General features: G+C 67.8%; 24 protein-coding genes and 1 tRNA gene. 13 read left to right on the forward strand and 12 right to left on the reverse strand.

Annotated features, from left to right (window positions below):
- Positions 1–69 precede the first annotated feature (69 nt).
- From FS845_RS07005 to FS845_RS07030, 6 genes are all read left to right on the forward strand, one after another.
- The gene (locus FS845_RS07005; protein WP_144631863.1) at positions 70–1,533 is read left to right on the forward strand and encodes a S41 family peptidase; all 1,464 of its coding nucleotides are present in this window, start codon (positions 70–72) and stop codon (positions 1,531–1,533) included.
- Positions 1,530–2,294: a HesA/MoeB/ThiF family protein gene (locus FS845_RS07010; RefSeq protein ID WP_144631866.1), complete on the forward strand. Its 765-nt coding sequence runs from the start codon at positions 1,530–1,532 to the stop codon at positions 2,292–2,294. The genes FS845_RS07005 and FS845_RS07010 overlap by 4 nt, the downstream gene beginning before the upstream one ends.
- A 94-nt stretch (positions 2,295–2,388) precedes the next feature.
- Positions 2,389–2,667: a hypothetical protein gene (locus tag FS845_RS07015; RefSeq protein WP_144631869.1), complete on the forward strand. Its 279-nt coding sequence runs from the start codon at positions 2,389–2,391 to the stop codon at positions 2,665–2,667.
- Positions 2,668–2,860: 193 nt separating this feature from the next.
- Positions 2,861–3,412, forward strand: a complete 552-nt coding sequence (locus tag FS845_RS07020; protein WP_260986198.1) for a hypothetical protein — start codon at positions 2,861–2,863, stop codon at positions 3,410–3,412.
- Positions 3,413–3,510: 98 nt separating this feature from the next.
- Positions 3,511–4,248: a FadR/GntR family transcriptional regulator gene (locus FS845_RS07025; RefSeq protein WP_144631872.1), complete on the forward strand. Its 738-nt coding sequence runs from the start codon at positions 3,511–3,513 to the stop codon at positions 4,246–4,248.
- Positions 4,245–5,657, forward strand: a complete 1,413-nt coding sequence (locus tag FS845_RS07030) for an FAD-binding oxidoreductase (RefSeq protein ID WP_144631875.1) — start codon at positions 4,245–4,247, stop codon at positions 5,655–5,657. Before FS845_RS07025 ends, FS845_RS07030 begins: the two co-directional genes overlap by 4 nt.
- Before the next feature lie 88 nt (positions 5,658–5,745).
- On the opposite strand, the gene FS845_RS07035 is transcribed toward FS845_RS07030, so the two are convergent.
- Positions 5,746–5,934 (reverse strand): hypothetical protein, encoded by a 189-nt coding sequence (locus tag FS845_RS07035; RefSeq protein WP_144631878.1) that lies wholly within the window; start codon positions 5,932–5,934, stop codon positions 5,746–5,748.
- A 176-nt stretch (positions 5,935–6,110) separates the two neighbouring features.
- On the opposite strand from FS845_RS07035, the gene FS845_RS07040 reads away from it, so the two are divergent.
- Positions 6,111–7,487 carry a PLP-dependent aminotransferase family protein gene (locus FS845_RS07040; RefSeq protein WP_144631882.1) on the forward strand — a complete coding sequence of 459 codons (1,377 nt, stop codon included), beginning with the start codon at positions 6,111–6,113 and terminating at the stop codon, positions 7,485–7,487.
- Between the two features lie 33 nt (positions 7,488–7,520).
- Here the strand turns inward: FS845_RS07040 and FS845_RS07045 are convergent, their stop codons facing one another.
- On the reverse strand, positions 7,521–8,174 hold the full coding sequence (locus FS845_RS07045; RefSeq protein ID WP_144631884.1) for a hypothetical protein: 654 nt from the start codon (positions 8,172–8,174) through the stop codon (positions 7,521–7,523).
- Positions 8,175–8,282: 108 nt separating this feature from the next.
- Positions 8,283–10,196 carry a phosphomethylpyrimidine synthase ThiC gene (gene thiC, locus FS845_RS07050; protein WP_144631887.1) on the reverse strand — a complete coding sequence of 638 codons (1,914 nt, stop codon included), beginning with the start codon at positions 10,194–10,196 and terminating at the stop codon, positions 8,283–8,285.
- Between the two features lie 347 nt (positions 10,197–10,543).
- Here thiC and FS845_RS07055 point away from each other — a divergent pair, with 347 nt between their 5' ends.
- On the forward strand, positions 10,544–11,131 hold the full coding sequence (locus tag FS845_RS07055; protein WP_144631890.1) for a SecDF P1 head subdomain-containing protein: 588 nt from the start codon (positions 10,544–10,546) through the stop codon (positions 11,129–11,131).
- A 158-nt stretch (positions 11,132–11,289) separates the two neighbouring features.
- On the opposite strand, the gene FS845_RS07060 is transcribed toward FS845_RS07055, so the two are convergent.
- A complete protein-coding gene (locus FS845_RS07060; protein WP_144631893.1) occupies positions 11,290–11,760 on the reverse strand; it encodes an Rrf2 family transcriptional regulator in 471 nt (156 codons plus the stop codon).
- 171 nt (positions 11,761–11,931) lie between these two features.
- Here FS845_RS07060 and FS845_RS07065 point away from each other — a divergent pair, with 171 nt between their 5' ends.
- Positions 11,932–12,822, forward strand: a complete 891-nt coding sequence (locus FS845_RS07065; RefSeq protein WP_144631896.1) for an NAD(P)/FAD-dependent oxidoreductase — start codon at positions 11,932–11,934, stop codon at positions 12,820–12,822.
- Positions 12,823–13,071: 249 nt separating this feature from the next.
- On the opposite strand, the gene FS845_RS07070 is transcribed toward FS845_RS07065, so the two are convergent.
- Both FS845_RS07070 and FS845_RS07075 read right to left on the reverse strand, forming a co-directional pair.
- Entirely contained in the window at positions 13,072–13,473 is a 402-nt protein-coding gene (locus tag FS845_RS07070) for a helix-turn-helix domain-containing protein (protein ID WP_144631899.1), read from the reverse strand.
- Positions 13,474–13,585: 112 nt separating this feature from the next.
- Positions 13,586–14,008 (reverse strand): helix-turn-helix transcriptional regulator, encoded by a 423-nt coding sequence (locus FS845_RS07075; RefSeq protein WP_409929265.1) that lies wholly within the window; start codon positions 14,006–14,008, stop codon positions 13,586–13,588.
- A gap of 95 nt (positions 14,009–14,103) precedes the next feature.
- On the opposite strand from FS845_RS07075, the gene FS845_RS07080 reads away from it, so the two are divergent.
- The gene (locus tag FS845_RS07080) at positions 14,104–14,775 is read left to right on the forward strand and encodes a response regulator transcription factor (protein WP_144631902.1); all 672 of its coding nucleotides are present in this window, start codon (positions 14,104–14,106) and stop codon (positions 14,773–14,775) included.
- A gap of 68 nt (positions 14,776–14,843) precedes the next feature.
- Here FS845_RS07080 and proB read toward each other — a convergent pair whose 3' ends face one another.
- The 4 genes from proB to rplU form a co-directional block, all read right to left on the reverse strand.
- Positions 14,844–15,980, reverse strand: a complete 1,137-nt coding sequence (proB, locus tag FS845_RS07085) for a glutamate 5-kinase (RefSeq protein ID WP_144631905.1) — start codon at positions 15,978–15,980, stop codon at positions 14,844–14,846.
- Between the two features lie 71 nt (positions 15,981–16,051).
- Positions 16,052–17,188 (reverse strand): GTPase ObgE, encoded by a 1,137-nt coding sequence (obgE, locus tag FS845_RS07090; RefSeq protein ID WP_144631908.1) that lies wholly within the window; start codon positions 17,186–17,188, stop codon positions 16,052–16,054.
- A gap of 151 nt (positions 17,189–17,339) precedes the next feature.
- Positions 17,340–17,597 carry a 50S ribosomal protein L27 gene (gene rpmA / locus FS845_RS07095; protein ID WP_144631911.1) on the reverse strand — a complete coding sequence of 86 codons (258 nt, stop codon included), beginning with the start codon at positions 17,595–17,597 and terminating at the stop codon, positions 17,340–17,342.
- A gap of 34 nt (positions 17,598–17,631) precedes the next feature.
- Complete coding sequence (gene rplU / locus FS845_RS07100) at positions 17,632–17,943, reverse strand: 50S ribosomal protein L21 (RefSeq protein WP_186332192.1); 312 nt, start codon at positions 17,941–17,943, stop codon at positions 17,632–17,634.
- Between the two features lie 522 nt (positions 17,944–18,465).
- Between rplU and FS845_RS07105 the strand changes: the two genes are divergently transcribed.
- Together FS845_RS07105 and FS845_RS07110 are read left to right on the forward strand one after the other, a co-directional pair.
- Complete coding sequence (locus FS845_RS07105) at positions 18,466–19,431, forward strand: polyprenyl synthetase family protein (protein WP_144631917.1); 966 nt, start codon at positions 18,466–18,468, stop codon at positions 19,429–19,431.
- Between the two features lie 120 nt (positions 19,432–19,551).
- Positions 19,552–19,628, forward strand: a tRNA-Pro gene (locus tag FS845_RS07110).
- 153 nt (positions 19,629–19,781) lie between these two features.
- Here the strand turns inward: FS845_RS07110 and FS845_RS07115 are convergent.
- Complete coding sequence (locus FS845_RS07115) at positions 19,782–21,125, reverse strand: aspartate aminotransferase family protein (RefSeq protein ID WP_144631920.1); 1,344 nt, start codon at positions 21,123–21,125, stop codon at positions 19,782–19,784.
- Between the two features lie 169 nt (positions 21,126–21,294).
- Here FS845_RS07115 and FS845_RS07120 point away from each other — a divergent pair, with 169 nt between their 5' ends.
- Entirely contained in the window at positions 21,295–22,188 is an 894-nt protein-coding gene (locus FS845_RS07120) for a MurR/RpiR family transcriptional regulator (protein ID WP_144631923.1), read from the forward strand.
- A gap of 44 nt (positions 22,189–22,232) precedes the next feature.
- Here the strand turns inward: FS845_RS07120 and FS845_RS07125 are convergent, their stop codons facing one another.
- The gene (locus tag FS845_RS07125; protein WP_144631926.1) at positions 22,233–23,741 is read right to left on the reverse strand and encodes a M81 family metallopeptidase; all 1,509 of its coding nucleotides are present in this window, start codon (positions 23,739–23,741) and stop codon (positions 22,233–22,235) included.
- Between the last annotated feature and the right edge of the window lie 5 nt (positions 23,742–23,746).

Here is a 23,746-nt window from a genome sequence, read left to right on the forward strand (position 1 = left end):
TCACAGCATGGTAGCCCCCTCGAATTCCCTGGCATCGCGCCCTGGGGGCGTCAATTTCAGGATGTGTGCATGAGCACTCGCAAGTATCGCGGTTTCGGTCTCGTTGCCATCGGTGCGGTGGCAGGCGTTCTGCTGAGCGCGGGCGTCACTGCCGTGGCGCAGCGCGGCAGCCCGCTGCCGCTGGACGAGCTTCGGCAGCTGACCAACGTCTTCGGGGCGATCAAGGACAACTACGTCGAGCCCGTCGACGACAAGACGCTGATCCAGAACGCCATCTCGGGCATGGTGTCCAACCTCGACCCGCACTCGGCCTACCTGGATGCAGACGCGTTCCGCGACATGCAGACGGCCACGCAGGGCGAATTCGGCGGCCTGGGCATCGAGGTCGGCGCGGAAGACGGCTTCGTCAAGGTCATCTCGCCCATCGAGGACACGCCCGCCGCACGCGCAGGCATCCTGGCCGGCGACCTGATCACCAAGATCGACGACACGCCCACCAAGGGCATGCAACTGAACGACGCCGTGAAGCTCATGCGCGGCGCGCCCAAGTCGCCGATCACGCTGACCATCATGCGCGCCGACCAGCCGCAGCCCATCGTGGTCAAGCTTGTGCGCGACATCATCAAGGTGCGCAGCGTGCGCAGCAAGATGCTGGACGACGGCACGGCCTACCTGCGCATCGCGCAGTTCCAGGAAAAGACCGGTCCCGACATGGCCCGCCAACTGCGCGAGCTCGGCGCCAAGGGTGCGCCCAAGGCCCTGGTGCTGGACCTGCGCAACGATCCGGGCGGCCTGCTGACCAGCGCCATCGGCGTGTCCGGCGCCTTCCTGCCCAACCCGCAGGACACGCTGGTGGTCTCCACCGACGGCCGCACGCCCGACGCCCGCCACAAGTACATGGCCAAGCCCAGCGAATACGCGCGCGGCGAAGGCGACTACCTGGCCGACGTGCCCGCCTGGGCCAAGACCGTGCCGATGGTGGTGCTGGTCAACGTCGGTTCGGCCTCGGCCTCCGAGATCGTGGCCGGCGCGCTGCAGGACCACAAGCGCGCCAAGCTGCTGGGCAACCGCACCTTCGGCAAGGGCTCGGTGCAGGTCATCCTGCCGCTGTCGCAGGACACCGCGGTCAAGCTGACCACGTCGCGCTACTTCACGCCGCTGGGCCGCTCCATCCAGGCCACCGGCATCGTGCCCGACTACATCGTGGCCGACACCGCCAAGGGCGACCTGTTCCGCCTGCCGCGCGAAGCCGACCTGCAGCGCCACCTGTCCAACCAGCAGGACGCCAACGAGATCAAGTCCGCCGGCTTCGACAACAGCGAGCCGGTCGCCAAGATCTTCGAGTTCGGCGGCAAGGAAGACTTCCAGTTGCAGCAGGCGCAGAACCTGCTGGCGGGCCGCGCGGTCGACAAGGGCACGCAGCGCCAGGCCAAGGCCGACGCGAAGCCCGATGCCAAGGATGGCAAGCCCGGCAGCGACGCCCAGCGCATGAAGATCACGCCTTCCGGAGTCGAGCCCTCGCAGTCCAAATGAACGACCAGCAACTGCTGCGCTATGCCCGCCACATCCTGCTGGACGAGGTGGGCATCGAAGGCCAGGAAAGCTTCCTGGCCGCGCGGGCACTGATCGTGGGAGCGGGCGGCCTGGGTTCTCCGGCCGCCCTTTATCTTGCCACCGCGGGTGTGGGCCACATCGTGCTGGCTGACGACGACCACGTCGAACTCAGCAACCTGCAGCGCCAGATTCTGCACACCACCGCCAGCGTGGGCCGTCCCAAGGCCGAATCCGGCCGCGACATGCTGGCCGCCTTCAATCCCGAAGCCGAGGTGCACGCGCGCGTGGCGCGCCTGGACGGCGTCGCGCTGTCCGAGGCCGTGGCCGCGGCCGACGTGGTGCTCGACTGCACCGACAACTTCGCCACCCGCCACGCCATCAACCGCGCCTGCGTGCGGCATCGCAAGCCGCTGGTGTCGGGCGCGGCCATCCGTTTCGACGGCCAGGTCAGCGTGTACGACCTGCGCGACGACGACGCGCCCTGTTATCACTGCCTGTTTCCCGAAGCCGACGACGTCGACGAGGTCAGCTGCGCCACCACCGGCGTCTTCGCGCCTCTGGTGGGCATCATCGGCAGCATGCAGGCCGCCGAGGCGCTGAAGCTGCTGGCGGGCGTGGGACGCAGCCTGTCCGGACGGCTGCTGCAGCTGGACCTGCGCGAGATGCAGTGGCACTCGGTGAACGTGCGGCGCGATCCGGAGTGCGAGGTGTGCGGGGGGCGGGGCCAGGGTGGACGCTGACCGCGGCACGGCCGATTGTCCGGCAAGGCCGGCATAGTGTCCGATATGCCGTCCGCCAGGCGACGTATGCCATTGATTGTGGGACAATCTTCCCATGGACAAGCCCTCATCGCGCAAACCGCTGGCCAAGGCCGCTCAGTACTCGGCGGTAGGTGACCTTTCGTCCCTCCAAGGCGAGAAAGCCGCGCGCAAGCGCGTCAAAGCTTTGTCCGCTTCCCGACGCAAGCAAGGCAACACCAGTCGCATTTTGGTTCTGCAGAGCGAGCCGCTCTCGGATAACCCCTATGCCATTGGAACGGATGCCACACTGGAGGTCCTGCGACGCGTCGGCGTGCTGACGCCACAGGGCAGGTTGACGAAGACCTTCCGTTGAACGCCGGCCAACTCCTGGTCGCGTATCACGGTTGTGATGCGGTGGTCCGCGACGATCTGGTGTCGGGGCGCCTGCGGGCGCTACGGCACAGCGCCAACCCCTACGATTGGCTTGGCCCCGGCGCTTATTTTTTCGAAGGCGATGCCGAACGCGCCCGCAATTTCGCCCGGGCATCCCACGCGCATCCCAACGCATGTACACCCGGCAGCCAATCGTCACGCCGACGGTCGTCGGTGCAGTCCTGTGCGTGCAGAGCTGGTTGGACATGACCACCCAGGACGGGCTGCGTGAGTTCGGCAAGGCCCACGACGTGTTGATCGACAGCCTGCGGTCGGCGGGAAGCACGCTGCCTCGCAACGCTGCCGCGGGTCCTCACGACACCGACATCCTGTTGCGCCAGCTCGACAACGCCGTCTTCACGTACCTGCATGGGGTTCGCGATGCCGTGCCCCAGTTACGGCCATATCAGGCGGTTCGCGGCGCTTTTCCGCAAGGTGCGCCGCTTGCCGAGAACTCCGGATTTCGCCGGGATACGCACATCCAGATTGCGCTGCGTGACGACACGTGCGTGCTGGGATGGTTCCTGCCGGCTGGCGTGCAACTGATGACCGGCGATCAATACCGCCAAGCCGTGCAGGCGCTGCAGACGGCGAAGGCTCGGCCCATCGAGCGCAAACCCAGAGTACGCGCCTCCTCGGCCGAACAGAGTGGAGCGGCGATCCGGCCTGGTGAGTCCAAGCGCTGAGGCGCCTGTCGCGGCCTCATAGGCTGGCTGCTGGGCGGATCGCTACACGTCTTGGGTAAAAGTTTTCATATAACCTGAGAACATGCCTATAATCCCGCATGTCCCTGCACACCGCCACCCTGACCGAACAGGTCGCCAGCCAGCTTGCTGCCGAGATCGCGCGTGGCACCTATCCCGTGGGCGCCAAGCTGCCGGCGGGCAAGGACCTGGCCAGCCTCTACGGCGTCAGCGCCGCCGTCATCCGCGAGGCGACCGAGCGCCTGCGCGCGCAGGGGCTCGTGCGCAGCCGGCAAGGGTCGGGCTGCGTGGTGCTGGCCCGTACCGGCGCCGCGGGATTCCAGGTGCCGGCGCAGGCCGACCGCGCGCAGCTTGGCCACGTGTACGAGCTGCGCATGGAACTCGAGGGCGGGGCGGCCGCGCTGGCCGCCCAGCGCCGCACGCCGGCCGACCTGGCCGCCATGCAGCGGGCCCTGGACGGACTGCGCGGCTGCCTGGACGATCCCGACCCCGACGCGGGCGTCGAGTACGACGTGGCCTTCCACAGCGCCGTGGCGGTCGCCACCCACAATCCCAGTTATCAACGCCTGCTGCAGTACCTGAACCTGCAGTTGCGCCAGGCCGTGCGCACCGCGCGCGTCAACAGCCTGCGCCACGCGGGGCTGCCGCTGCGCGTGCAGCAGGAACACGTGGCCCTGTTCGACGCTATCGCGCGCGGCGATGCCGACGCCGCGCGCGCCGCGGCCGTGGCCCACCTGCGCGCCGCCGCGGGACGTCTCGAACTCGGGCTGCCCGCCTCCGAATTTTCCCTTTCTTCCGAACACGGATACGCCTCATGAGCACGCAAGCCTTTTCGCAACGCCTGGTCCAGGCCCTGGGCCCCGACGTCGTCGCCACCGCCGAACAGGACATCGCACCCTGGCTCGCCGACTGGCGCGGGCTGTACCGCGGCCAGGCCCAGGCCGTGGTGCGGCCGCGCACCACGGCCGAGGTCGCGCAATGCCTGGCGCTGTGCCAGGAGGCCGGCGTGCCGGTGGTGCCGCGCGGCGGCAATACCGGCCTGTGCGGCGGCGCCACGCCCGATGGCGGTGCGTCGAACGTGGTGCTCAGCCTGGACCGCATGAACGCCGTGCGCGGCATCGATACCGTGGCCAACACCCTGGTGGCCGAGGCCGGCTGCATCCTGGGCAACCTGCGCCGCACCGCGCACGAGGCGGGCCGCCTGCTGCCGCTCAGCCTGGCCGCGGAAGATTCCAGCCAGATCGGCGGCAACCTGGCCACCAACGCGGGCGGCGTCAACGTGGTGCGCTACGGCATGGCGCGCGAGCTGGTGCTGGGCCTGGAGGCCGTGCTGCCCACCGGCGAGATCTTCCATGGCCTGCGCACCCTGCGCAAGGACAACACCGGCTACGACCTGAAGCAACTGCTGATCGGTTCCGAGGGCACGCTGGGCGTGATCACCGCCGTGGCCCTGCGCCTGTTCCCGCGCGTGGACACGCGCAGCGTGGTGCTGGCCGCGGTGCAGTCGCCCGCGCAGGCGCTGCAACTGTTCGAACTGCTGTACGAGCAATGCGGCGCGCGCCTGCAGGCGTTCGAGTTCTTCACGGGCGATTGCGTCGACCTGGTGCTGCGCCACGCGCAGGGCGTGCAGGAGCCCTTCGCGCAGCGCTACCCCGGCTACGTGCTGGTCGAGCTGGCCGACAGCGTGGACGAGGCCGCGCTGAACGCGTTGGTCGAGCAGGTGATCGGCGAGGCCCTGGAGAAAGAACTGTGCCTGGATGCCGCGGTGTCGGCATCACTGGCCCAGGTGCAGGCGCTGTGGAAGCTGCGCGAGGAGATCTCCGAGGCGCAGCGCGCAGACGGCCCGCACCTGAAGCACGACGTGTCGCTGCCCATCGAGCGCATCCCCGAGTTCATGGTGTCGGCAGAGGCCCGCGTGCGCGCCGTCAGCGCCGACCTGCGGCCCTTCATCTTCGGCCATTTCGGCGACGGCAACCTGCACTACAACCTGTCGCGCCCAGCTGGCGCCCCCGCCGACTGGGCCGCCAGGGAAGGCGCCGCCATCACCGACGTGGTGCTGGACGAGGTGAACCGCTACGGCGGCAGCATCAGCGCCGAGCACGGCATCGGGCAATTGAAGCGCGAGCACTTCCTGCACAGCAAGGATCCGCTGGAACTGCGCGTGATGCGTGACATCAAGCGGGTGCTGGATCCCAAGGGAATCATGAATCCGGGCAAGCTGCTGTAGGGGTGGCTTGGAAGGGCGAGCCCGTTTTATCTCCCTTGGGTGCGGTGCTTCGTGGCGGGTGTGGATGTATGTGGGGTCCTGGCGTCCTTCAGGCGCCTGTTCCCTGGCTGCGGACGCTCGTACTCGCGCTTTCGCGCTCTGCCCCCGTCTCTTTTTCTTTCTGCTTCTCCTTTTCTTTTTTTGCTCCATCGTAATGGGACTTGATGCCCAGGAACATGCACGTGCCCAACACGAGCAGCTTGAACGTACCGAAGACTACAGGGACCCAGAAATCCATCGTTTCCTCACTGCTTGTGGGCCAGAATCCATACAAACAGCGAAATTTTACAGTTAAAATCCGTACAAAAAGTTGAATTGTCCGCTTTTGTGCTGTTTTTTTATCTGTAACCCGTCTAAAAGATCCATACATCAAGGGAAGACATGTCTCTAGCGCGTCGCCTTAAAAAAGCAAACATGTCTTGGTTGCGCCCCCTCGCCGCCGGCGCAGGCACCCGGTATCAGCAGATCGCCACGCAAATCGTCACGGCGGTCGAGGACGGCGTGCTGCGGCCGGGCGACCGCCTGCCTGCGCAGCGCGAACTCGCCCAGGCATTGGGCGTCGACCTCACGACCGTCACGCGTGCGTATACGGAAGTGCGTCAGAAAGGGCTTCTGGAAGCGCAGGGGGCGGGTGGGACCTATGTGGCCTATTCCGGCTTGGAGACGGGAGGGACGATCGATCTGGGGATGAATATCCCTCCCTTGCTCGGCAGCACGGAGTTTTCGCGCTTGCTCGAGCAAGGCAGCGGCACGACCCAGGTGGCGGCAAGCTCGATGGACCTGATGAGCTATCACGTGGGTGCGGGGGCTAGCCGGCATCGTGCAGCAGGTGCGAAATGGCTGCAGCCGATGATAGGCAACACGGACATCGAGCGCATCGTGGTCTGCCCCGGTGCGCAGACCGCCATCGCGGCACTGCTTCTGGCCAGGAGTCAGGCCGGAGATGCCGTGGCCTGCGATGCGTTGACTTACCCAGGCTTCCTGGCCGCGGCCCGCTTGCTCCAGCGCTCGGCCGTAGGGGTGAAGTCCGATGCGCTCGGAATGGACCCGGCCGACCTCGAGCGCGTGTGCGAGCAACATCGTCCCGCGTTGCTGTACTTGAATCCGACGATCCAGAACCCGACCGCGCTGACGCTCTCCACCGAGCGACGAACCGCGCTGCTGCGTGTCGCGCAGAAGCATGCGCTGCCTGTCATCGAGGATGATCCTTACTGGCTGTTGGCCGAGCGTCCGCCGAGCACGATGTTCTCATTGGCCAGCAACACGTCTTCGACGCCGGTGTATTACGTCTCGACGCTGTCCAAATGCATAGCTCCAGGCCTGCGAACGGCCTACCTGGTCGTACCCTCCGGCGAGCCGTTGAGTCCGGTCCTCGACGCCCTGCGTTCGCTGGCACTGATGCCCACCGCCTGGATGGCCGAAACGGCGTCGGCCTGGATAGAGTCGGGCGCCGCCGTTCAATGGCTGGCACGGATCAGGAGCGAGATGCGGCATCGGCAGGCGATCGCAGCATCGATCCTTCCGGGGCATATCCAGGCCGACCCGAATGGGCTGCACCTCTGGCTCCAGTTGCCGCGTCACGTCGACTTGTACCGGCTTGCACAGACGGCGCTGCAACAAGGGGTGAGCGTCACCGACTCGGAGTCATTTTCCACGGGGTCGTTCAGCCCCGTGGCGCTTCGTGTGTCATTGGGGGGAGCCATCGATCGCCATCGCCTGACGCACGGCCTGACCCGGTTGGCGGAGTTGCTCAAGGGCGATCTTGCCCGGCGGGTCTCGAACGTTGTCTGATCGGCCTGGACGTCCGGTCCCACCCTGCCGCGTTCAGCGGCCGTAGGCGTCGATTCGTTCGCATCCCGCCAGCGAAGGATGCGCATGTCCAGGGGCGCAGCGGTACCACGCGTCGCGATACTCGCGCTGAACGGACATTCCGATCGGGGACCGCCGGGCCATGACGAGGAACAGGTCGCCCTTCTCGATGCGTTTCACCATTGCCGCGGGGGCGCAGATCTTCCGGGTGTCGGCCAGCCTGAAATAGGTCGGGCACTTACGAAAGGCGTCGTCCTTGTCCCGCTTGAACGAAACCGCCACGAGGTCGCGTTGCGACGGGCCCGCCAGTCTGTCGTGGGCCAGGAAGAACAGCATGTCCACGAAGATCGAGGTGAACAGTCCGCCCAGAAGCGCCAGGCCACCCAGATACACCAGGCGCTGGAATATCGATGCGGCGTGCCAGAGTCCCGCCCGCAAGCGCGGCCGCAGCAGCAGCGCCGTCCCCAGGCAGGCCCCGCCGATGAAGCTCGCATTGAAGATGGCGTCCGCCCACGCCGGGCGGATGGCGAAGCGCTGGGCATGGACGATCAGCGCGACGATCGCGAAGATCCCCAGCACCATCAGCACGATTGAAATGCACCGCAGCGCGGGCGACATCGTCGCGCCGCGCGGTGGTGCGGCAGGTCTTGCGGGCTTGTGCTTCGACATGCTCTCCGTGGCCTGGATTGCCAGCCAAGGGTTGTATCACGAGCCTCGCCGCGCCAGGGCGGCCGATGCCGCAAGGCGTGCCGTGATCGAGGTCACGGCACGCCGGCATCACGCCTGGTGATACAGCGCCGCGCCCTTCTTCACGAACTCCACCGCCTTCTCCTGCATGCCCTTGTGCAGGGCATCGGCGTCGCTGACGCCCTGCGAGGCCGCATACTCGCGCACGTCCTGCGTGATCTTCATGCTGCAGAAGTGCGGGCCGCACATCGAGCAGAAGTGCGCCACCTTCATCGAGTCCTTGGGCAGGGTCTCGTCGTGGAACTCCTTGGCGGTGTCCGGATCCAGGCCCAGGTTGAACTGGTCGTCCCAGCGGAACTCGAAACGCGCCTTCGACAGCGCGTTGTCGCGGATGGACGCGCCCGGATGGCCCTTGGCCAGGTCGGCGGCGTGGGCGGCGATCTTGTAGGTGATGATGCCGTCCTTCACGTCCTTCTTGTTCGGCAGGCCCAGGTGTTCCTTGGGCGTCACGTAGCACAGCATCGCCGTGCCGTACCAGCCGATCAGCGCGGCGCCGATGCCCGAGGTGATGTGGTCGTAGCCCGGCGCGATGTCGGTGGTCAGCGGGCCGAGGGTGTAGAAGGGCGCTTCGTGGCAGTGCTCCAGCTGCAGGTCCATGTTCTCCTTGATCATCTGCATGGGCACGTGGCCGGGGCCCTCGATCATCACCTGCACGTCGTGCTTCCACGCCACCTGGGTCAGCTCGCCCAGCGTCTTGAGCTCGGCGAACTGCGCCTCGTCGTTGGCGTCGTAGGCCGAGCCCGGACGCAGGCCGTCGCCCAGCGAGAAGCTGACGTCGTAGGCCTTCATGATCTCGCAGATCTCTTCGAAGCGTTCGTACAGGAAGCTCTCCTTGTGATGCGCCAGGCACCACTTGGCCATGATCGAGCCGCCCCGCGAGACGATGCCGGTCATGCGGTCGGCCGTCATCGGAATGAACGGCAGGCGCACCCCCGCGTGGATGGTGAAATAGTCCACGCCCTGCTCGGCCTGCTCGATCAGCGTGTCGCGGAAGATCTCCCACGTCAGGTCCTCGGCGCGGCCGTCCACCTTCTCCAGCGCCTGGTAGATGGGCACCGTGCCGATCGGCACCGGCGCGTTGCGGATGATCCACTCGCGCGTCTCGTGGATGTGCTTGCCCGTGGACAGGTCCATCACCGTGTCGCCGCCCCAGCGGATGGCCCAGGTCATCTTCTCGACCTCTTCGCCGATGCCCGAGCTGACGGCCGAGTTGCCGATGTTGGCGTTGATCTTCACCAGGAAGTTGCGGCCGATGGCCATCGGCTCGATCTCGGGATGGTTGATGTTGGCCGGGATGATGGCGCGGCCGCGCGCGATCTCGTCGCGCACGAACTCGGGCGTGATCAGCGCCGGGATGGCCGCGCCGAACGATTGGCCGGGATGCTGGCGCAGCAGGCGGCGCGCCATCTTCTCGCCGTCGGGACCGCTGGCGCGCAGCGACTCGATGTATTGCTCGCGGCGCAGGTTTTCGCGGATGGCCACGTATTCCATCTCGGGCGTGACGATGCCGCGGCGCGCGTAGTGCATCTGCGTGACGTTGGCGCCGTCGCGCGCGCGGCGCGGCGGACGCCGCAGGTCGAAGCGCATGGCCGTCAGCCTGGGATCCTCCAGCCGCTGGCGGCCGTATTCGCTGGTGGGGCCGGACAGCAGTTCGGTGTCGCCGCGTTCCTCGATCCAGCCGCGGCGCAGCTCGGGCAGGCCGCGGCGGATGTCGATGCGCACCTCGGGGTCGGTATAGGGGCCGCTGGTGTCGTATACCGTCAGCGGCGGATTCTTCTCGCCGCCGAACATGGTGGGCGTGTCGGCCTGCTCGATCTCGCGGAACGGCACGCGCAGGTCGGGCCGCGATCCGGTCTGGTATATCTTGCGGGATTTCGGCAACGGCGCGACGGCGGCGGCGTCCACTTCGGCGGTGGCGGCCAGGAACTTGGGATTGGCGTTCATGAAAGCTCCAATGAGACAAAGTTGGAGCCGAATAGGGATGGAATTCCGGCCGCGCACGCACGGGCGCACGAAGGCGCAAGTACCGGCGGCAATGGAATACGCTCCCAGCATCGGCATTATCCGTACTGGTACGAAGGGACTCTCTCAACACGCGGCCACGTGGCCGCGAGTACCCCTGCATGGGCCGAAGTATAGGCGTTTTGCGGGCGGGTTCCGTATTGCCCCGTTGCAACTGGAATCAGACTTGACCGGCACCTGTCGCGCGAGGCCTGTAAACTTTTTTGTAACGCGCACGAATCCGCGATGAATGCGCACGGAAACCGCGAACCTCAAGGGAACTCTCGATCATGCAATTGACTCTCCGCAAACTGGCTCCTGTCTTCGCCGTGGCCATGTTGGCCCTGGCCGGATGCCAGACTGCGCCGACGACGACCGGCAAACAGGCCGCCGGCACCGCCACCCCGACGGCGCCCGCCCAGCCCAGTACCGCGTCGCCGGTCGAGTTCTACATCGCCTACACGACGCCGGGCCAAGGACGTACGGCCGTGAACATGCCGGATGGGACGCTGTACCTGCAGACCACCCCCGTGCTGACGCGCGAGTACCTGACCGAGGCCGCCGCCGTGGTCGACCGCCAGGGCCAGCATTTCGTCGGGCTGCGCTTCAACGAAGCCGGCACGCGCATCCTGTCGGACGTCAGCAGCCAGAACCTGGGCAACATGCTGGCGCTGGTCGTGAACCGTGAGCTGGTGGCCGCGCCCAGCATCGCCGAGCCGCTGAACCGCGGCGCGCTGGCGTTCAGCGTGCCTACGGCCCAGGCCGCCATGGAGCTGGCCGCCCAGATCCGCGGCGATGCGGCGCCGGGCGCCGCCGCGCCGGTGGGTACGCCCATGCCGGCTGCCGCACCCCGTTCCGGCGCGACGCCGGTACGTTGATCAGGCGGGGGCAGGGCGCCTGGGCGCCGCTGCCCGCGGGCAGGAGAACCGGGCCTGGCGTCCGGTTTTTGTTTGGGGGTAAAGCCCAGTAAAGCCGCGCCCGTCCAGGCCCGCAAAGATGGGTTCCCACTTGCAGGGCCAGGTCGGCGTCCGCCGCTTCACTCGTGCCGATGCTGGCGCTGCGCCAGCCGTTCGTCCCAGCCGCTGCCGCGGCACAGCGCGTCGAACTCATCGGCCAGGTCCGCCAGGGCGATCCCGGCCAGCCGCTCCAGCAGCAGCGTCTCGGCCTGGCGCAGCGCATCGTCCAGCGCCGCGTTGACCACGCGCTCCACCGCGCATTCCGGGTTCTCGGTCTCGTTGCCGATGGCGAAGATGCGCGGCCCGCCGACGGCGCGGTGGATGTCCAGCAAGGTGATCCGCTTCAGGTCGCATGCAATGCGCCAACCTCCGCCGTGGCCCTTCTCCGACTGCACGTAGCCCGCCTGGCGCAAGCCCGCCATCGTGCGGCGCACGACCACGGCGTTGGTGTCGAGCATCAGGGCGATCTGCTCGGAGGTCAGCGGTTCGTCGCGCCGCGCCATGTGCAGCAGCACGTGCAGCATGCGGGACAAGCGGCTGTCTTTTCTCATGATGAGGCGCCTCAGGAACGCGCACGCCACGGCCACGGCGCACGATATGAAACATTATAAGTTGCGTGACGGCCGGCCTTCGGCCTATCATGTAACTTCAATAGTTTCATGACAGACCGAAGGCCGGACTGGGTCCGCGCCGCGTCGGCCGTCTTCCGGAAAGGAGCCTCCATGCAATACGACGCCATCATCGTGGGCGGCAGTTATGCCGGCCTGGCCGCCGGGCTGCCGCTGGCGCGGGCACGCCGCAATATCCTCGTCATCGACGGCGGACAGCGCCGCAATCGCTACGCCGGGCACTCGCACGGCTTCCTCACGCAGGACGGCACGCCGGCCGCCGTCATCGCGACGAAGGGCCGCGAGCAGTTGCTGGCGTATCCCACGGTGCAGTGGCTGAACGCCACGGTCGCCGGCGTCGCGGCCACCGCCGAGGGCTTCCGGGTCGAGGTCGACGGCCAGGACGTGCGCCACGCCCGCCGCATCGTGTTCGCGCTGGGCGTGACCGACCAGCTGCCCGACGTGCCGGGCCTGGCGGAACGCTGGGGGACGTCGGTCTTCCATTGCCCGTACTGCCATGGGTACGAGCTGGACCGGGGCAGGATCGGAGTGCTGGCCAGTTCGCCGCTGTCCTTGCACGTGGCGATGCTGCTGCCCGATTGGGGGGCGACCACGCTGTTCCTGAACGAGGCGTTCGAGCCCGATGCCGCGCAGCTGCGGGCGCTGGCCGAGCGTGGCGTGCGCATCGAACGCAGCCGCGTGCAACGCATCGACGGCGAGCTGGATCTGATCCTGCAGGGCGGGCACGTGGTGAAGCTCGACGGGCTGTTCGTCACCTCGCGCGTCGCGCCGTCCAGTCCGCTGGCTCAGCAGCTGGGCTGCGAGATGGAGGAGGGGCCGTGGGGACGTATCGTCAAGACCGACGCCATGAAGGCGACGTCGGTGGCGGGCGTGTACGCGTGCGGGGACATGGCCCGCCCGGGAGGATCGGTGGCGGTGGCCGTGGGAGACGGCACGATCGCGGGCGCCGCGGCGCACCAGTCGCTGATCTTCGCGGCGTCCTGAGGCTGCGCAGCCTCGCGTTCGGCCTCGTGGCGTCCTGAGGCGGCGGCGCACAGGCGTCTTGGCGGCGTCTCGAGGCCGCGGGAGGCTCGCATGCGGCTTCCTGGCGGCCAGAAGACCAGGGGGGCGCTGCATGCATCCACGCGGTTCCTGGAGGCCGCGAGCGACGCGCATGCAGGCCGCTCCGGGAGCCCTTTTTCTACGTGTTAACGTGCCCGTGCACGGGCCGCCGCGGCTCGACGCCGCTGACGCTCAGCCGCGCCGTTTCGGGGCCTTCGGCGGCCTGGCGCCGCGCTGGCAGGTGTCCAGGTAGGTTTCCAGCAGCTGGTCGACGAACTGCAACTGCTCCGGCCCCAGCGCGCCGAAACGGCGCGGGTCCACCGAGAACGGCCAGGCCACGGGCTGCGGTTCGCGCAGGCTGTGCCGATCGGCGCCGCGGCCGCCCGGCTCGTACACCAGCACGGCGCGTTCCAGCGGGCCGTTGCCGGTTTCCAGCCATTCGATCTCGATGTCCAGGGCCGCGGCCAGGCTGCGCACCGAACGGCTGCTGCCGCGGTCGCCGCTTTCGTAGCTGGCGATGGCGCTCTGGGACAGGCCGCTGGCGCGCGCCAGCGCCTGCTGCGTGTATCCGCGCAGCAGGCGTGCTTCCTTCAATCGGTCTGAGAAATTGCTCTTCACGCCATGATTGGAGCGTGGTGGGCGAATACTTTGGTGGTTCAGAAAATCACGGACGTGGTATTTGCCTTGCCCGCTTCATTTCAAACCTTTATCGCCGTTTCGTCTGCGGTACCGGATTGGCGCCGCGTTGGCACGCGTCCAGATAGGCTTCCAGCCACTGGTCGAGAAAATGCAGCTGGTCGGCATTCAGTGCGGAAAAACGGCGCGGATCCACGGAAAATGGCCATGCCACGGGTTGCGGTTCACGCAGGCTCGGCCGGGCCGCCTCGCGGCCGACATTTTCGTACACCGACGGCGGGCGCTCCATCGGCCCTTTTCCCGTCTCCAGCCATTCGGCCTCGATCTTCAGGGCCGATGCCAGTTTTCTCGCCGAGCGGCTGCTGCGCCGATTGCCGTTCTCATAACTGGCAATTGCGCTTTGCGACAGACCGCTTGCACGGGCCAGCGCCTGCTGCGTAAATCCGCGCAGCTGCCGTGCTTGTTTCAATCGGTCTGAAAAAGAGGTTTTCACGCTGCGATTGGAGCGTGTGCTGTAAATACCATGGTGATTGATAAAATTACATATGTAGTATCCGCACCGCTCGAAACCGTTTTCCGATCACCAACATGTCCGACAACCAGCAACTCATATTCGTCAATGACGCGTTGCCCGTCTCGTCCACCACCGCGTTGGTGCAGGGGCTTCAGCAGTCGGGTTGGTCCGTGCAGTTCGCCCATGCGGGCGGCGCGTTGCGCGCGCTGGTCGACGTCCGCATGCCGGATGCCATCGTGGTGCGCACCTCGGCCGAGGCCCTGTACGACCGCGTCACGCACGTGCGCGCCTGTGCGCCGGTATCGGCCCTGGTGGCCATGGTGACCGGCGCGCCCGCCGACGCGCGCATCGCCGCCATGGACGCCGGCGCAGATGCGTGCTGTCATGCCGATACCCACTACTCCGAGTTGGCGGCCATGCTGCGCGCCGCGCTGCGGTTCCGCGGCTTCGGCGGGCGCCGGTCGCTGTGGCGCCTGATGGCGCGCGACCGCGTGCTGGCCGGTCCGGCCGACCAATGGGTGCCGCTCACGCTGGCGGAAAGCCGGCTGCTCAAGCGCCTGTTCGACGCGCCCGGTTGGCTGCTGCCGCGCAACGACAAGGCCTTCGGCGGCGGCCGTGCGCTGGACGTGACGGTGTCGCGGCTGCGCGCCAAGGCCCAGGGCCTGGGGGTGCAGCTGCCATTGTTCACGGTACGCGACTGGGGCTACATGTTCCTGGCCGACGGCGACGTCGGCGCCTGGAACTGACGCCGCGGGCCGCCCGGACGGGCGGTCGCCACGGCGCCTGCTGCGGCCAGGGACGGCCGCCGCGCGGGTCAGATCACGACCAGGTTGTCCCGGTGCATCAGCTCGGGATCCGTCATGCTGCCCAGGATGTCGGCGATGCGCGCCGACGGCTGGCGCATGATGCGCCGCGTGTCGGCGGATGAATAGTTGATCAGTCCGCGCGCGCACTCCTTGCCGTCGACGCCCACGCAGGCGACCACGTCGCCGCGTTCGAACTCGCCTTCGACGGCAGTCACGCCAATAGGCAGCAGGCTCTTGCCTTCGTGCAGCAGGGCGCGCACGGCGCCATCGTCCAGCACCACGCGGCCGCGCAGGCGCAGGTGGTCGGCCAGCCATTGCTTGCGCGCCGACCACACGGGCAGCAGCGCGCGCAATTCGGTGCCGATGCACTCGCCCGCGGCCAGGCGGGTCAGCACGTTGCGTTCGCGGCCCGAGGCGATGACCGTATGGGCGCCGCTGCGCGCGGCGCGCTTGGCGGCCAGGATCTTCGTCAGCATGCCGCCGGTGCCCACGCCCGTGCCGGCGCCGCCCGCCATGGCTTCCAGGGCCAGGTCGCCGGCCTGCGCGTGCGAGACGAACTGCGCGTCGGGATTCTTGCGGGGATCGGCGCTGTACAGGCCGCGCTGGTCCGTCAGGATGACCAGCGAGTCGGCTTCGATCAGGTTGGTGACCAGCGCGCCCAGCGTGTCGTTGTCGCCCAGGCGGATTTCGTCGGTGACCACCGTGTCGTTTTCGTTCACGATGGGGACGACGCCCAGGCGCAGCAGCGCGAACAGCGTCGAGCGGGCATTCAGGTAGCGGCGCCGATCGGCCAGGTCTTCGTGGGTCAGCAGTACCTGGGCGGTGCGCAGGCCGTACTCGGCGAAGGCGGCCTCGTAGGCCTGGCACAGGCCCATCTGGCCCACCGCGGCGGCGGCCTGCAACTCGTGCATGACCGACGGGCGCTTGGCCCAGCCCAGCCGCGCCATGCCCTCGGCGACGGCGCCGCTGGACACCAGCACCACCTGGCGGCCCTGGCTGCGCAAGGCGGCGATCTGCGCCGCCCAGTGCGCCACGGCGACCCGGTCCAGGCCGCGCCCCTCGTTGGTGACCAGGGACGATCCCACTTTGGCGACCAGGCGGCTGGCGGAGGCGATGACGGAAACGGCGTTGGTGTGGGCAGTCATGGCGACGACCGGGCGTTGCGGGACACGGGACACAGCCGCCGGGGCGGCGGCTGACGGACTGCGATTATGGCCTATTCGCCGGCGCTGCGCGGCGGCGTGGGCATGTCGGCGTCGGAACGGGTGGTGTCGAAACGCGGATCTTCGTGCACGTAAGTGCCGTCGGCCTGGTCCTGGGCGATGTGATCCTTGCGGCTTTCGGCGTCCAGGTAGTCCTGCAGCGCCCAGATCAGGTCCTGCGTGCCGTCGCCGTTCAGGCCCGAGATGACGTGCACGGGGCCGTCCCAGCCGAACTCGGCGCAGAACTGCTCGCGCGCGGCCTGCGGGTCGGCCACCATGTCGAGCTTGTTCAGCACCAGCCAGCGCGGCTTGGCGGCCAGGTCGGGATCGTAGCGGCGCAACTCTTCGACGATGGCGCGGGCGTCGACCACCGCCTGGGCCACGGCGTCGGTGTCCGGGTCGGGGCTGGAGATGTCCACCAGGTGCAGCAGCACGCGGGTGCGCGCCAGGTGGCGCAGGAACAGGTGGCCCAGGCCGGCGCCTTCGGATGCGCCTTCGATCAGGCCGGGAATGTCGGCCACGACGAAGCTGCGCGACGGCGAGGTGCGCACCACGCCCAGGTTGGGGTGCAGCGTGGTGAAGGGATAGTCGGCGATCTTGGGGCGCGCATTGGAGATGCGCGTGATCAGGGTGGACTTGCCCGCGTTGGGCAGGCCCAGCAGGCCGACGTCGGCCAGCACCTTCAGTTCGAAGCGCAGGCGGCGCTGCTCGCCTTCCTTGCCGGGCGTCCATTGCTTGGGCGCGCGGTTGACGCTGGACTTGAAGTGGATGTTGCCCATGCCGCCCTGGCCGCCGGCCGCCAGGGTGACCTGCTCGCCGTGGCGGTCCATGTCGAACAGCACCTCGCCGGTGTCGGCGTCGTGCACGACGGTGCCCACCGGCACGCGCAGCGTGATGTCGGGGGCGGCCGCGCCGTACTGGTCGGAACCGCGGCCGTTCTCGCCGTTCTTGGCGCGATGCAGGCGCGCGTAGCGGAAGTCGATCAGGGTATTGATGTTGCGATCGGCCACGGCATAGATGCTGCCGCCGCGTCCGCCGTCGCCGCCGTCCGGGCCGCCCTTGGGAATGAACTTCTCGCGGCGAAAGCTCGACGCGCCATTGCCGCCTTTGCCGGCGATGACCTCGATGGTGGCTTCGTCTACGAATTTCATGATGTGTGCGGTAAAGAGATAACGGCGGCGGTTGCGGTCCTCGCTGCTGCCGCCAGGCAGGCGAGGATGTCATTCTGCAAAACAAAAAGCCCTGCCGCAGACGGCAGGGCTTTTGCCGGTGCGGCGCGTACGGAGTACGCGGCGCCGGGTATTACTCGCTGACCACCGAGACGATGGCCTTGTTCATCGGGCCCTTGTGGCCGAACTGAACCTTGCCGTCCGTCAGGGCGAACAGGGTGTGGTCCTTGCCCACGCCGACGTTGACGCCGGGGTGGACACGGGTACCGCGCTGGCGAACGATGATGCCGCCGGCCGAGATCTGCTGGCCGCCGTACACCTTGACGCCCAGGCGCTTCGATTCTGAGTCGCGGCCGTTCCGGGTGGAACCGCCGCCCTTTTTCTGTGCCATGTTTAGCTCCTGCTAAAAATGTACCGAGTCGCTATCAGGCCGTGACGGCTTCGATGCGGATTTCGGTGTAGTTCTGACGGTGGCCTTGACGCTTCTGGTAGTGCTTGCGACGGCGCATCTTGAAGATCTTGACCTTGTCATGCCGGCCATGCGCAAGAACCGTCGCCTTGACCAGGGCGCCGGAGACGAGGGGCGTGCCAACTTTCAGTTGGTCGCCTTCGCCCACGGACAGGACCTGGTCCAGCGTGATTTCTTGCCCAATGTCAGCAGGTATCTGTTCTACCTTGAGTTTTTCACCGACAGCAACACGATATTGCTTGCCGCCGGTTTTTACGACCGCGTACATGGGTTTTCCTTGAAGGGTTAAATCGGAGGGCAGGGCGGGCGGGCATGGCAGGGGGAACAGCGACTTGGCTGCTGCCCGCTGCGAATGGATTCGCCATCCTTGCCGTCCTGACACATTCGGTCCTTCGGACGACGCAGCCGCAAGGCGTGGCCTTGCTGGCATGGGTACTGGCACCGTACTGCGAATTGCGATTGCGACTGTACTGATGCGTACCGACCTCGTGCCAACGCACGTAGGCGAACGGACCGAATCGAGGATTCTAGCCCGAGCGAGGGTGAAAGTCAAAAACGCCTTGTGGCGTAAGGGCTTATCCCGCGCGAGTGTGGCATCCGGGTGACATCGGCCGCGCGGCTGGCGGGGCCGGATCGGCGCGTGGCCGCGGTGCACCCGGCCTGCCCCTGGGGCGTCGGGCGACCTCTGCCGTGTCAGTATAATTCGGGCCGGCCCCTGAAACCCGCGCGCTCGCCGCGCGGCATGCTGCCCGAGCCGCGGGGCCTGGCTCACCCATTCCCGGATCTGGTTTTGACTCTCTCCGCGCTGATCGCTCCCATTGCCGATGACATGAAGGCCGTCGACGCGGTCATTCGCGACCGGCTGAATTCCGAAGTCGTCCTGATCCGCACCATCGGCGACTACATCATCGGGGCGGGCGGCAAGCGCATGCGCCCGGCCATGCTGATGATGGTGGCGCGCGCGCTGGGCTACACGGGCACCTATCACCAGCTGCTGGCCGCGGTGGTCGAGTTCATCCACACCGCCACGCTGCTGCACGACGACGTGGTCGACGAGTCCGACCTGCGCCGCGGCCGCAACACCGCCAACGCCGTGTTCGGCAACGCCGCCAGCGTGCTGGTGGGCGATTACCTGTATTCGCGCTCGTTCGAGATGATGGTCGAGGCGGACAACATGCGCATCATGCAGATCCTGTCCGAGGCCACCACGGTCATCGCCGAGGGCGAGGTGCTGCAGCTGCTGAACGTGCACGATCCCGACGTCTCGCAAGAGCGCTACCTGCAGGTGGTGCGCTACAAGACCGCCAAGCTGTTCGAGGCCGCCGCCCAGGTGGGAGCCGTGCTGGCGGGCGGCACGCCGGCGCAGCAAGAGGCCGCCGCCGCCTATGGCCGCCACGTGGGCACCGCGTTCCAGCTGGTCGACGACGTGCTGGACTACAGCGGCGACGCGCAGGCGCTGGGCAAGAACGTGGGCGACGACCTGCGCGAAGGCAAGCCCACGCTGCCGCTGATCCGCGTCATGGAAGTGGGCACGCCCGAGCAGCGCGACCTGATCCGCCAGGCCATCGAAACCGGCGACGCCGACTTCGAAGCCGTGGCTGCCGCCATCCAGGCCACCGACGCCCTGGAGCACGCCATGCAGGCCGCGCAGGCCGAGGCCGATCTGGCTCGCGACGCCCTGGCCGATTACCCGATTTCCATTTATAAAGAATCCCTGGTAGAATTCTGCGCTTTCGCGGTGAAACGCGATCGCTGATGCAGAAAGCGCGATAGTACGGATAAGTGCGGTACGGATAAGTTCGGTACGGATAGGCGCGCACGGCGGTTGGGCTCCCAGCCCCTCCACTGGTTCGCATTGGCAGCAGTTGCAAGACTTCGGGGCGTAGCTCAGCCTGGTAGAGTACTGCGTTCGGGACGCAGGAGTCGGAGGTTCGAATCCTCTCGCCCCGACCAATTCAGTTGGTCGATCCCGATGAAAGACCCCTAAGCCATCAGGCTCAGGGGTCTTTTTGTTATGGCCGTGGCAGGCGTGGTGCCTGGCCTATCCCCGGCAGCGCTGTCCTTGCGCCGCCGAGGTGCCGGTGGCCGGTGGCCGGTGGCGCGGCCTCAGGCCGCCTGGGTCTGCCGGGCGGGCAGCACGTCCTGCACCGCCGCCGCGAAGCGCTCGACGATGCCGTCGATGTCGGTCGCGGTGCAGATGAAGGGCGGGGCCAGCAGGGCATGGTCGCCGCGCGCGCCGTCCACCGTGCCGCCGGCGGGATAGGTCATCAGGCCGCGCTGCATGGCCGCGGCCTTCAGTTGCGCATGCATGCGGCGGGCTGGGTCCAGCGGCGCCTTGGTGGCGCGGTCCGCCACGAACTCCACGCCCACGAACAGGCCCCGGCCGCGGATGTCGCCCACATTGGGGTGTTCCCCGAGCGCCTCGCGCAGCCGTGCGCGCAGCTGCTCGCCGCGCGCGCGCACATTCTCCAGCAGATTCTCGTCGCGGATGGTGTGCTGCACCGCCAGGGCGGCCGCGCAGGCCGTGGCATGGCCGATGTAGGTGTGGCCGTGCTGGAAGAATCCGCTGCCGCCTTCGATGGCGGCATTGATGCGGTCGGTGGACAGCATGGCGCCGATGGGCTGGTAACCACCGCCCAGGCCCTTCGCGATGGCGATGATGTCGGGAACCACGCCGTCTTCCTCGCAGGCGTACAGGTAGCCGGTGCGCCCCATGCCCGACATGACTTCGTCCAGGATGAGCAGCACGCCGTACTTGTCGCAGACGGCGCGGATCCGCCTGAGGTAGTCGCCCACGGGAGGCAGCGCGCCGGCGGTGGCGCCCACGACGGTCTCGGCGACGAAGGCCGCGACCGTCTCGGGGCCCAGCCCGACGATGGTGGCCTCCAGCTCGTCGGCCAGGCGCTGGGCGTACTGCGCGTCGGATTCGCCTTCGAGCCGGTCGCGGTACGCGTAGCAGGGCGAGACGTGGTGCGCCTGCACCAGCAGCGGCAGGAAAGGTTCGCGCCGCCAGGCGTTGCCGCCGATGGCCAGCGCGCCCAGCGTGTTGCCGTGGTAGCTCTGGCGCCGCGCGATGTAGTGGCGGCGCGCGGGTTGGCCCACCTCGACGAAGTATTGCCGCGCCAGCTTCAGCGCCGCCTCGACCGCCTCGGAGCCGCCCGACACGAAGTACACATGGTTCAGGTCGCCCGGCGCCGTGTCGGCCAGGTGGTCGGCCAGGAACTCCGCTGCTTCGGTCGTGAAGAAGGACGTGTGGGCGTAGGCGAGGCTGGCCGCCTGTTGCTGGATGGCGGCGACCACGCGGGGATGGCCGTGGCCCAGGCAGGACACCGCCGCGCCGCCGGAGGCATCGACGTATCGTCGGCCGTCGCTGTCGATGATCTCGATGCCCTGGCCGCCCACGGCGACGGGCAGGCGATGGCGGGGATTGCGATGGACGATGCGTGACATGGTCGATGGTCGGTAGGAAGAGCAGGCGCTCGGTGAAAAAAGTATAGGTAAACGGGTCCCGCTATGCAACAAGTGATTCTTTATTGTTTTAAATGAAACGATTGGGCTAAGCGGCGCGGCGGGCGCGGTGTGCAACAATCGTTGCGCCGCCGTCCGCCTCTTTTTCCCGATGCCATCGAACCCGACTTCCGCCCTGCGTACCCTTGCCGATTTCCAGGAGCATTGCCGTGCGCATTTCGCCGACCTGAGCGCGCAATACCAGCAGGGCGTGCGCTACCTGATGGATCACCCGCAAGAGGTGCCCATCTCTTCCATGCGCGCGATAGCGGGACGCGCCGGAGTGCAACCGGCCACACTGGTCCGGCTGGCCCAGCATCTGGGCTTCGATGGCTGGCAATCCCTGCGCGCCTTGTTCGTGGACGACTTTCGCGGCGCCCACCAGCCCTACGCGTCGCGCGCCAGGAAAGTCGTTCGCAAGGGCGGCTCGTCGCGCCTGCTCGACGATATCGTCCAGGCGCAGCACCAGAACCTGGACGCGATGCGCGCCGAGGCCCAGGCGGGACTGGCGGGCGCCGCCGAACTGCTCGGCCGCGCGCAGGACGTGCACGTGGCGGGCTTCCGGGCGTGTTTTCCGGTGGCGTCCACTTTCCATTATCTGTACCGGCTGTTCCGCAAGTCGGTGCACCTGGTGCGGGGCGACGCCGGCGCGCTGGAGATGGAGCTGCGCGCGTTCGACAGGCAGGACGCCGTGCTGGCCATCAGCTTCGCGCCCTATTCGCAAGAGGTGCTTCGCGTGGTCGAGGCCGCCCGCGCCGCGGGTTGCCGGGTGGTGGCCCTGACCGATAGTTCGGTGTCCCCGCTGGCCCTGCAGGCCGATTGCACGGTGCTCTTCTCGGTGGACAGCCCTTCGTTCTTCCCGTCCATCACCGCCGGCGTCGCCGCGGTCGAGGCGCTGGTCGAACAGTTGCTGGCGCGCGAGGGCAAGGGCGCGGTCAAGGCCCTGGAGGCCGCCGAGGGCCAGTTGCACAGCACCGGCGCATACGTGCCCGCCCGCCGCCGGTAGTCGTTCGATGCGGCGCGCGTCGCACCGGCCGACGCGATGCGCGATCAGGCCGTGTCCGCATCCGCGAAGGGATAGACCGAACGCCTGTCGAGCCGTCGATAATCCAGCAGCGTCAGGTCGGCCGGGCCGTGGTCCGGCGTGTCCACGATGAGGATCTCGCGCGCGATGGGTTCGTAGAAATCGCGGAAGTGCGTCTTCGAGCGCAACACGATCACGTCGAAGTCCTCGGGGCGCTGGCCGAACAGATAGAAGGGATCGCCGTCCACCGCGAAGGCGAAGCGGCTGACGACGCTGACCGACACCCCATCGACGCGCAGCAGCGCCGTCATGCCCAGGTCCACCGGCATGCCGCGCTGGTAGTTGCCCGTGACGCGGTAGGCGATGGGCCCGGTCCGTTCGACCAATGCCGTGACCGTCAGGGGCGGGCCGGCCTGCGGCGAACTGTGCGCGCCCAGGCGCAATGTGATGGTCGCGCCCGCTCCGGCCGCATGGGCGGCCTGCGCGGCGGCGGGGTCCAGCAGGAACGGCACCGCCACGTTGCGCATCCCGCGCGCCAATACCGCCGCCAGCACGTAGGTCGAATCGTTCATGCGGTCGGCATGCTCCAGCAGCACGCATGGCCGGCCCGTGCCCGACGGGCTTGCGGCCACGCGGTCCATGGCCTGGTCGACGGTGTACACCTCGAGCGGCCGGTACAGCGCGTGGCGCTGCGCATGCAGTCGGCGGGCGAAGGACCGGGCGATGTCCGCGGCCTCGGCTGGCGGGCCGTCCAGCACGCACAGGACGGAGAAGCCCGTGTTGCAGGCGTCCGCGTACGAGAATCCCGCCATCACCGAGATGTCCAGGTAGCGGTCGCTGGCCGCCTCCGCCGCGCGCGCCTGGGCGATCAGGCCGGCCAGCGGCTCCAGGCTGGTGGCGCTGAAGATGCTGGGCACCAGCACGCCGGGCTTGGCCACCGCCATGGCCGGGCGGATCTCGCCCGCGATGGTGCGGGCCAGGCAGAGCGCGGCGCGCCGGCCCGTATCGCCCATGTCGATGTGCGGCGACTTGTGGTACGCGAAGGCGGCCGTGGCCTGGGCGAACGTGGCGGCATCGACATTGCCGTGATAGTCCAGCGCCACCACGATGGGCAGGTCCGGTCCGACGCTCTGGCGGGCGCGCTCGATGATGTGGCGTTCGACGTCGGGATACGACGCCGCCGCGCAGGCCCCATGCAGGTACAGCAGCACGCCGTCCAGCTGGCCGGCCTGGGCCGCCAGCGCCGCGCAGATCTCCTCGGTATAGAACTCGACCGCCTCGTCCGTCGCGGGACCCAGCGCGCCCAGCAAGGTGTGGACGATGGGCACGATCTGGACGGCGCGCGATTCGCAGACCTCGATGACGCCGCCGGCCACCGTATTGGTGCCGCGCAGCTGTTCGATGATGGCCGGCCCGCGCAGGGCCACCCGCTCGAAATCCTGCAGGGTGGACGGCACGGGCAGGAAGCTGACGGATTCGGTGTTGAAGGCGGCGAGCGCCACGCGGGGCCGCCGGGAGGGGGGGTCGGTTTTCATGTCGG

The sequence above is a fragment of the Bordetella genomosp. 13 genome, assembly GCF_007679965.1.
In the GTDB taxonomy this organism is placed as follows: Bacteria; Pseudomonadota; Gammaproteobacteria; order Burkholderiales; family Burkholderiaceae_B; genus Bordetella.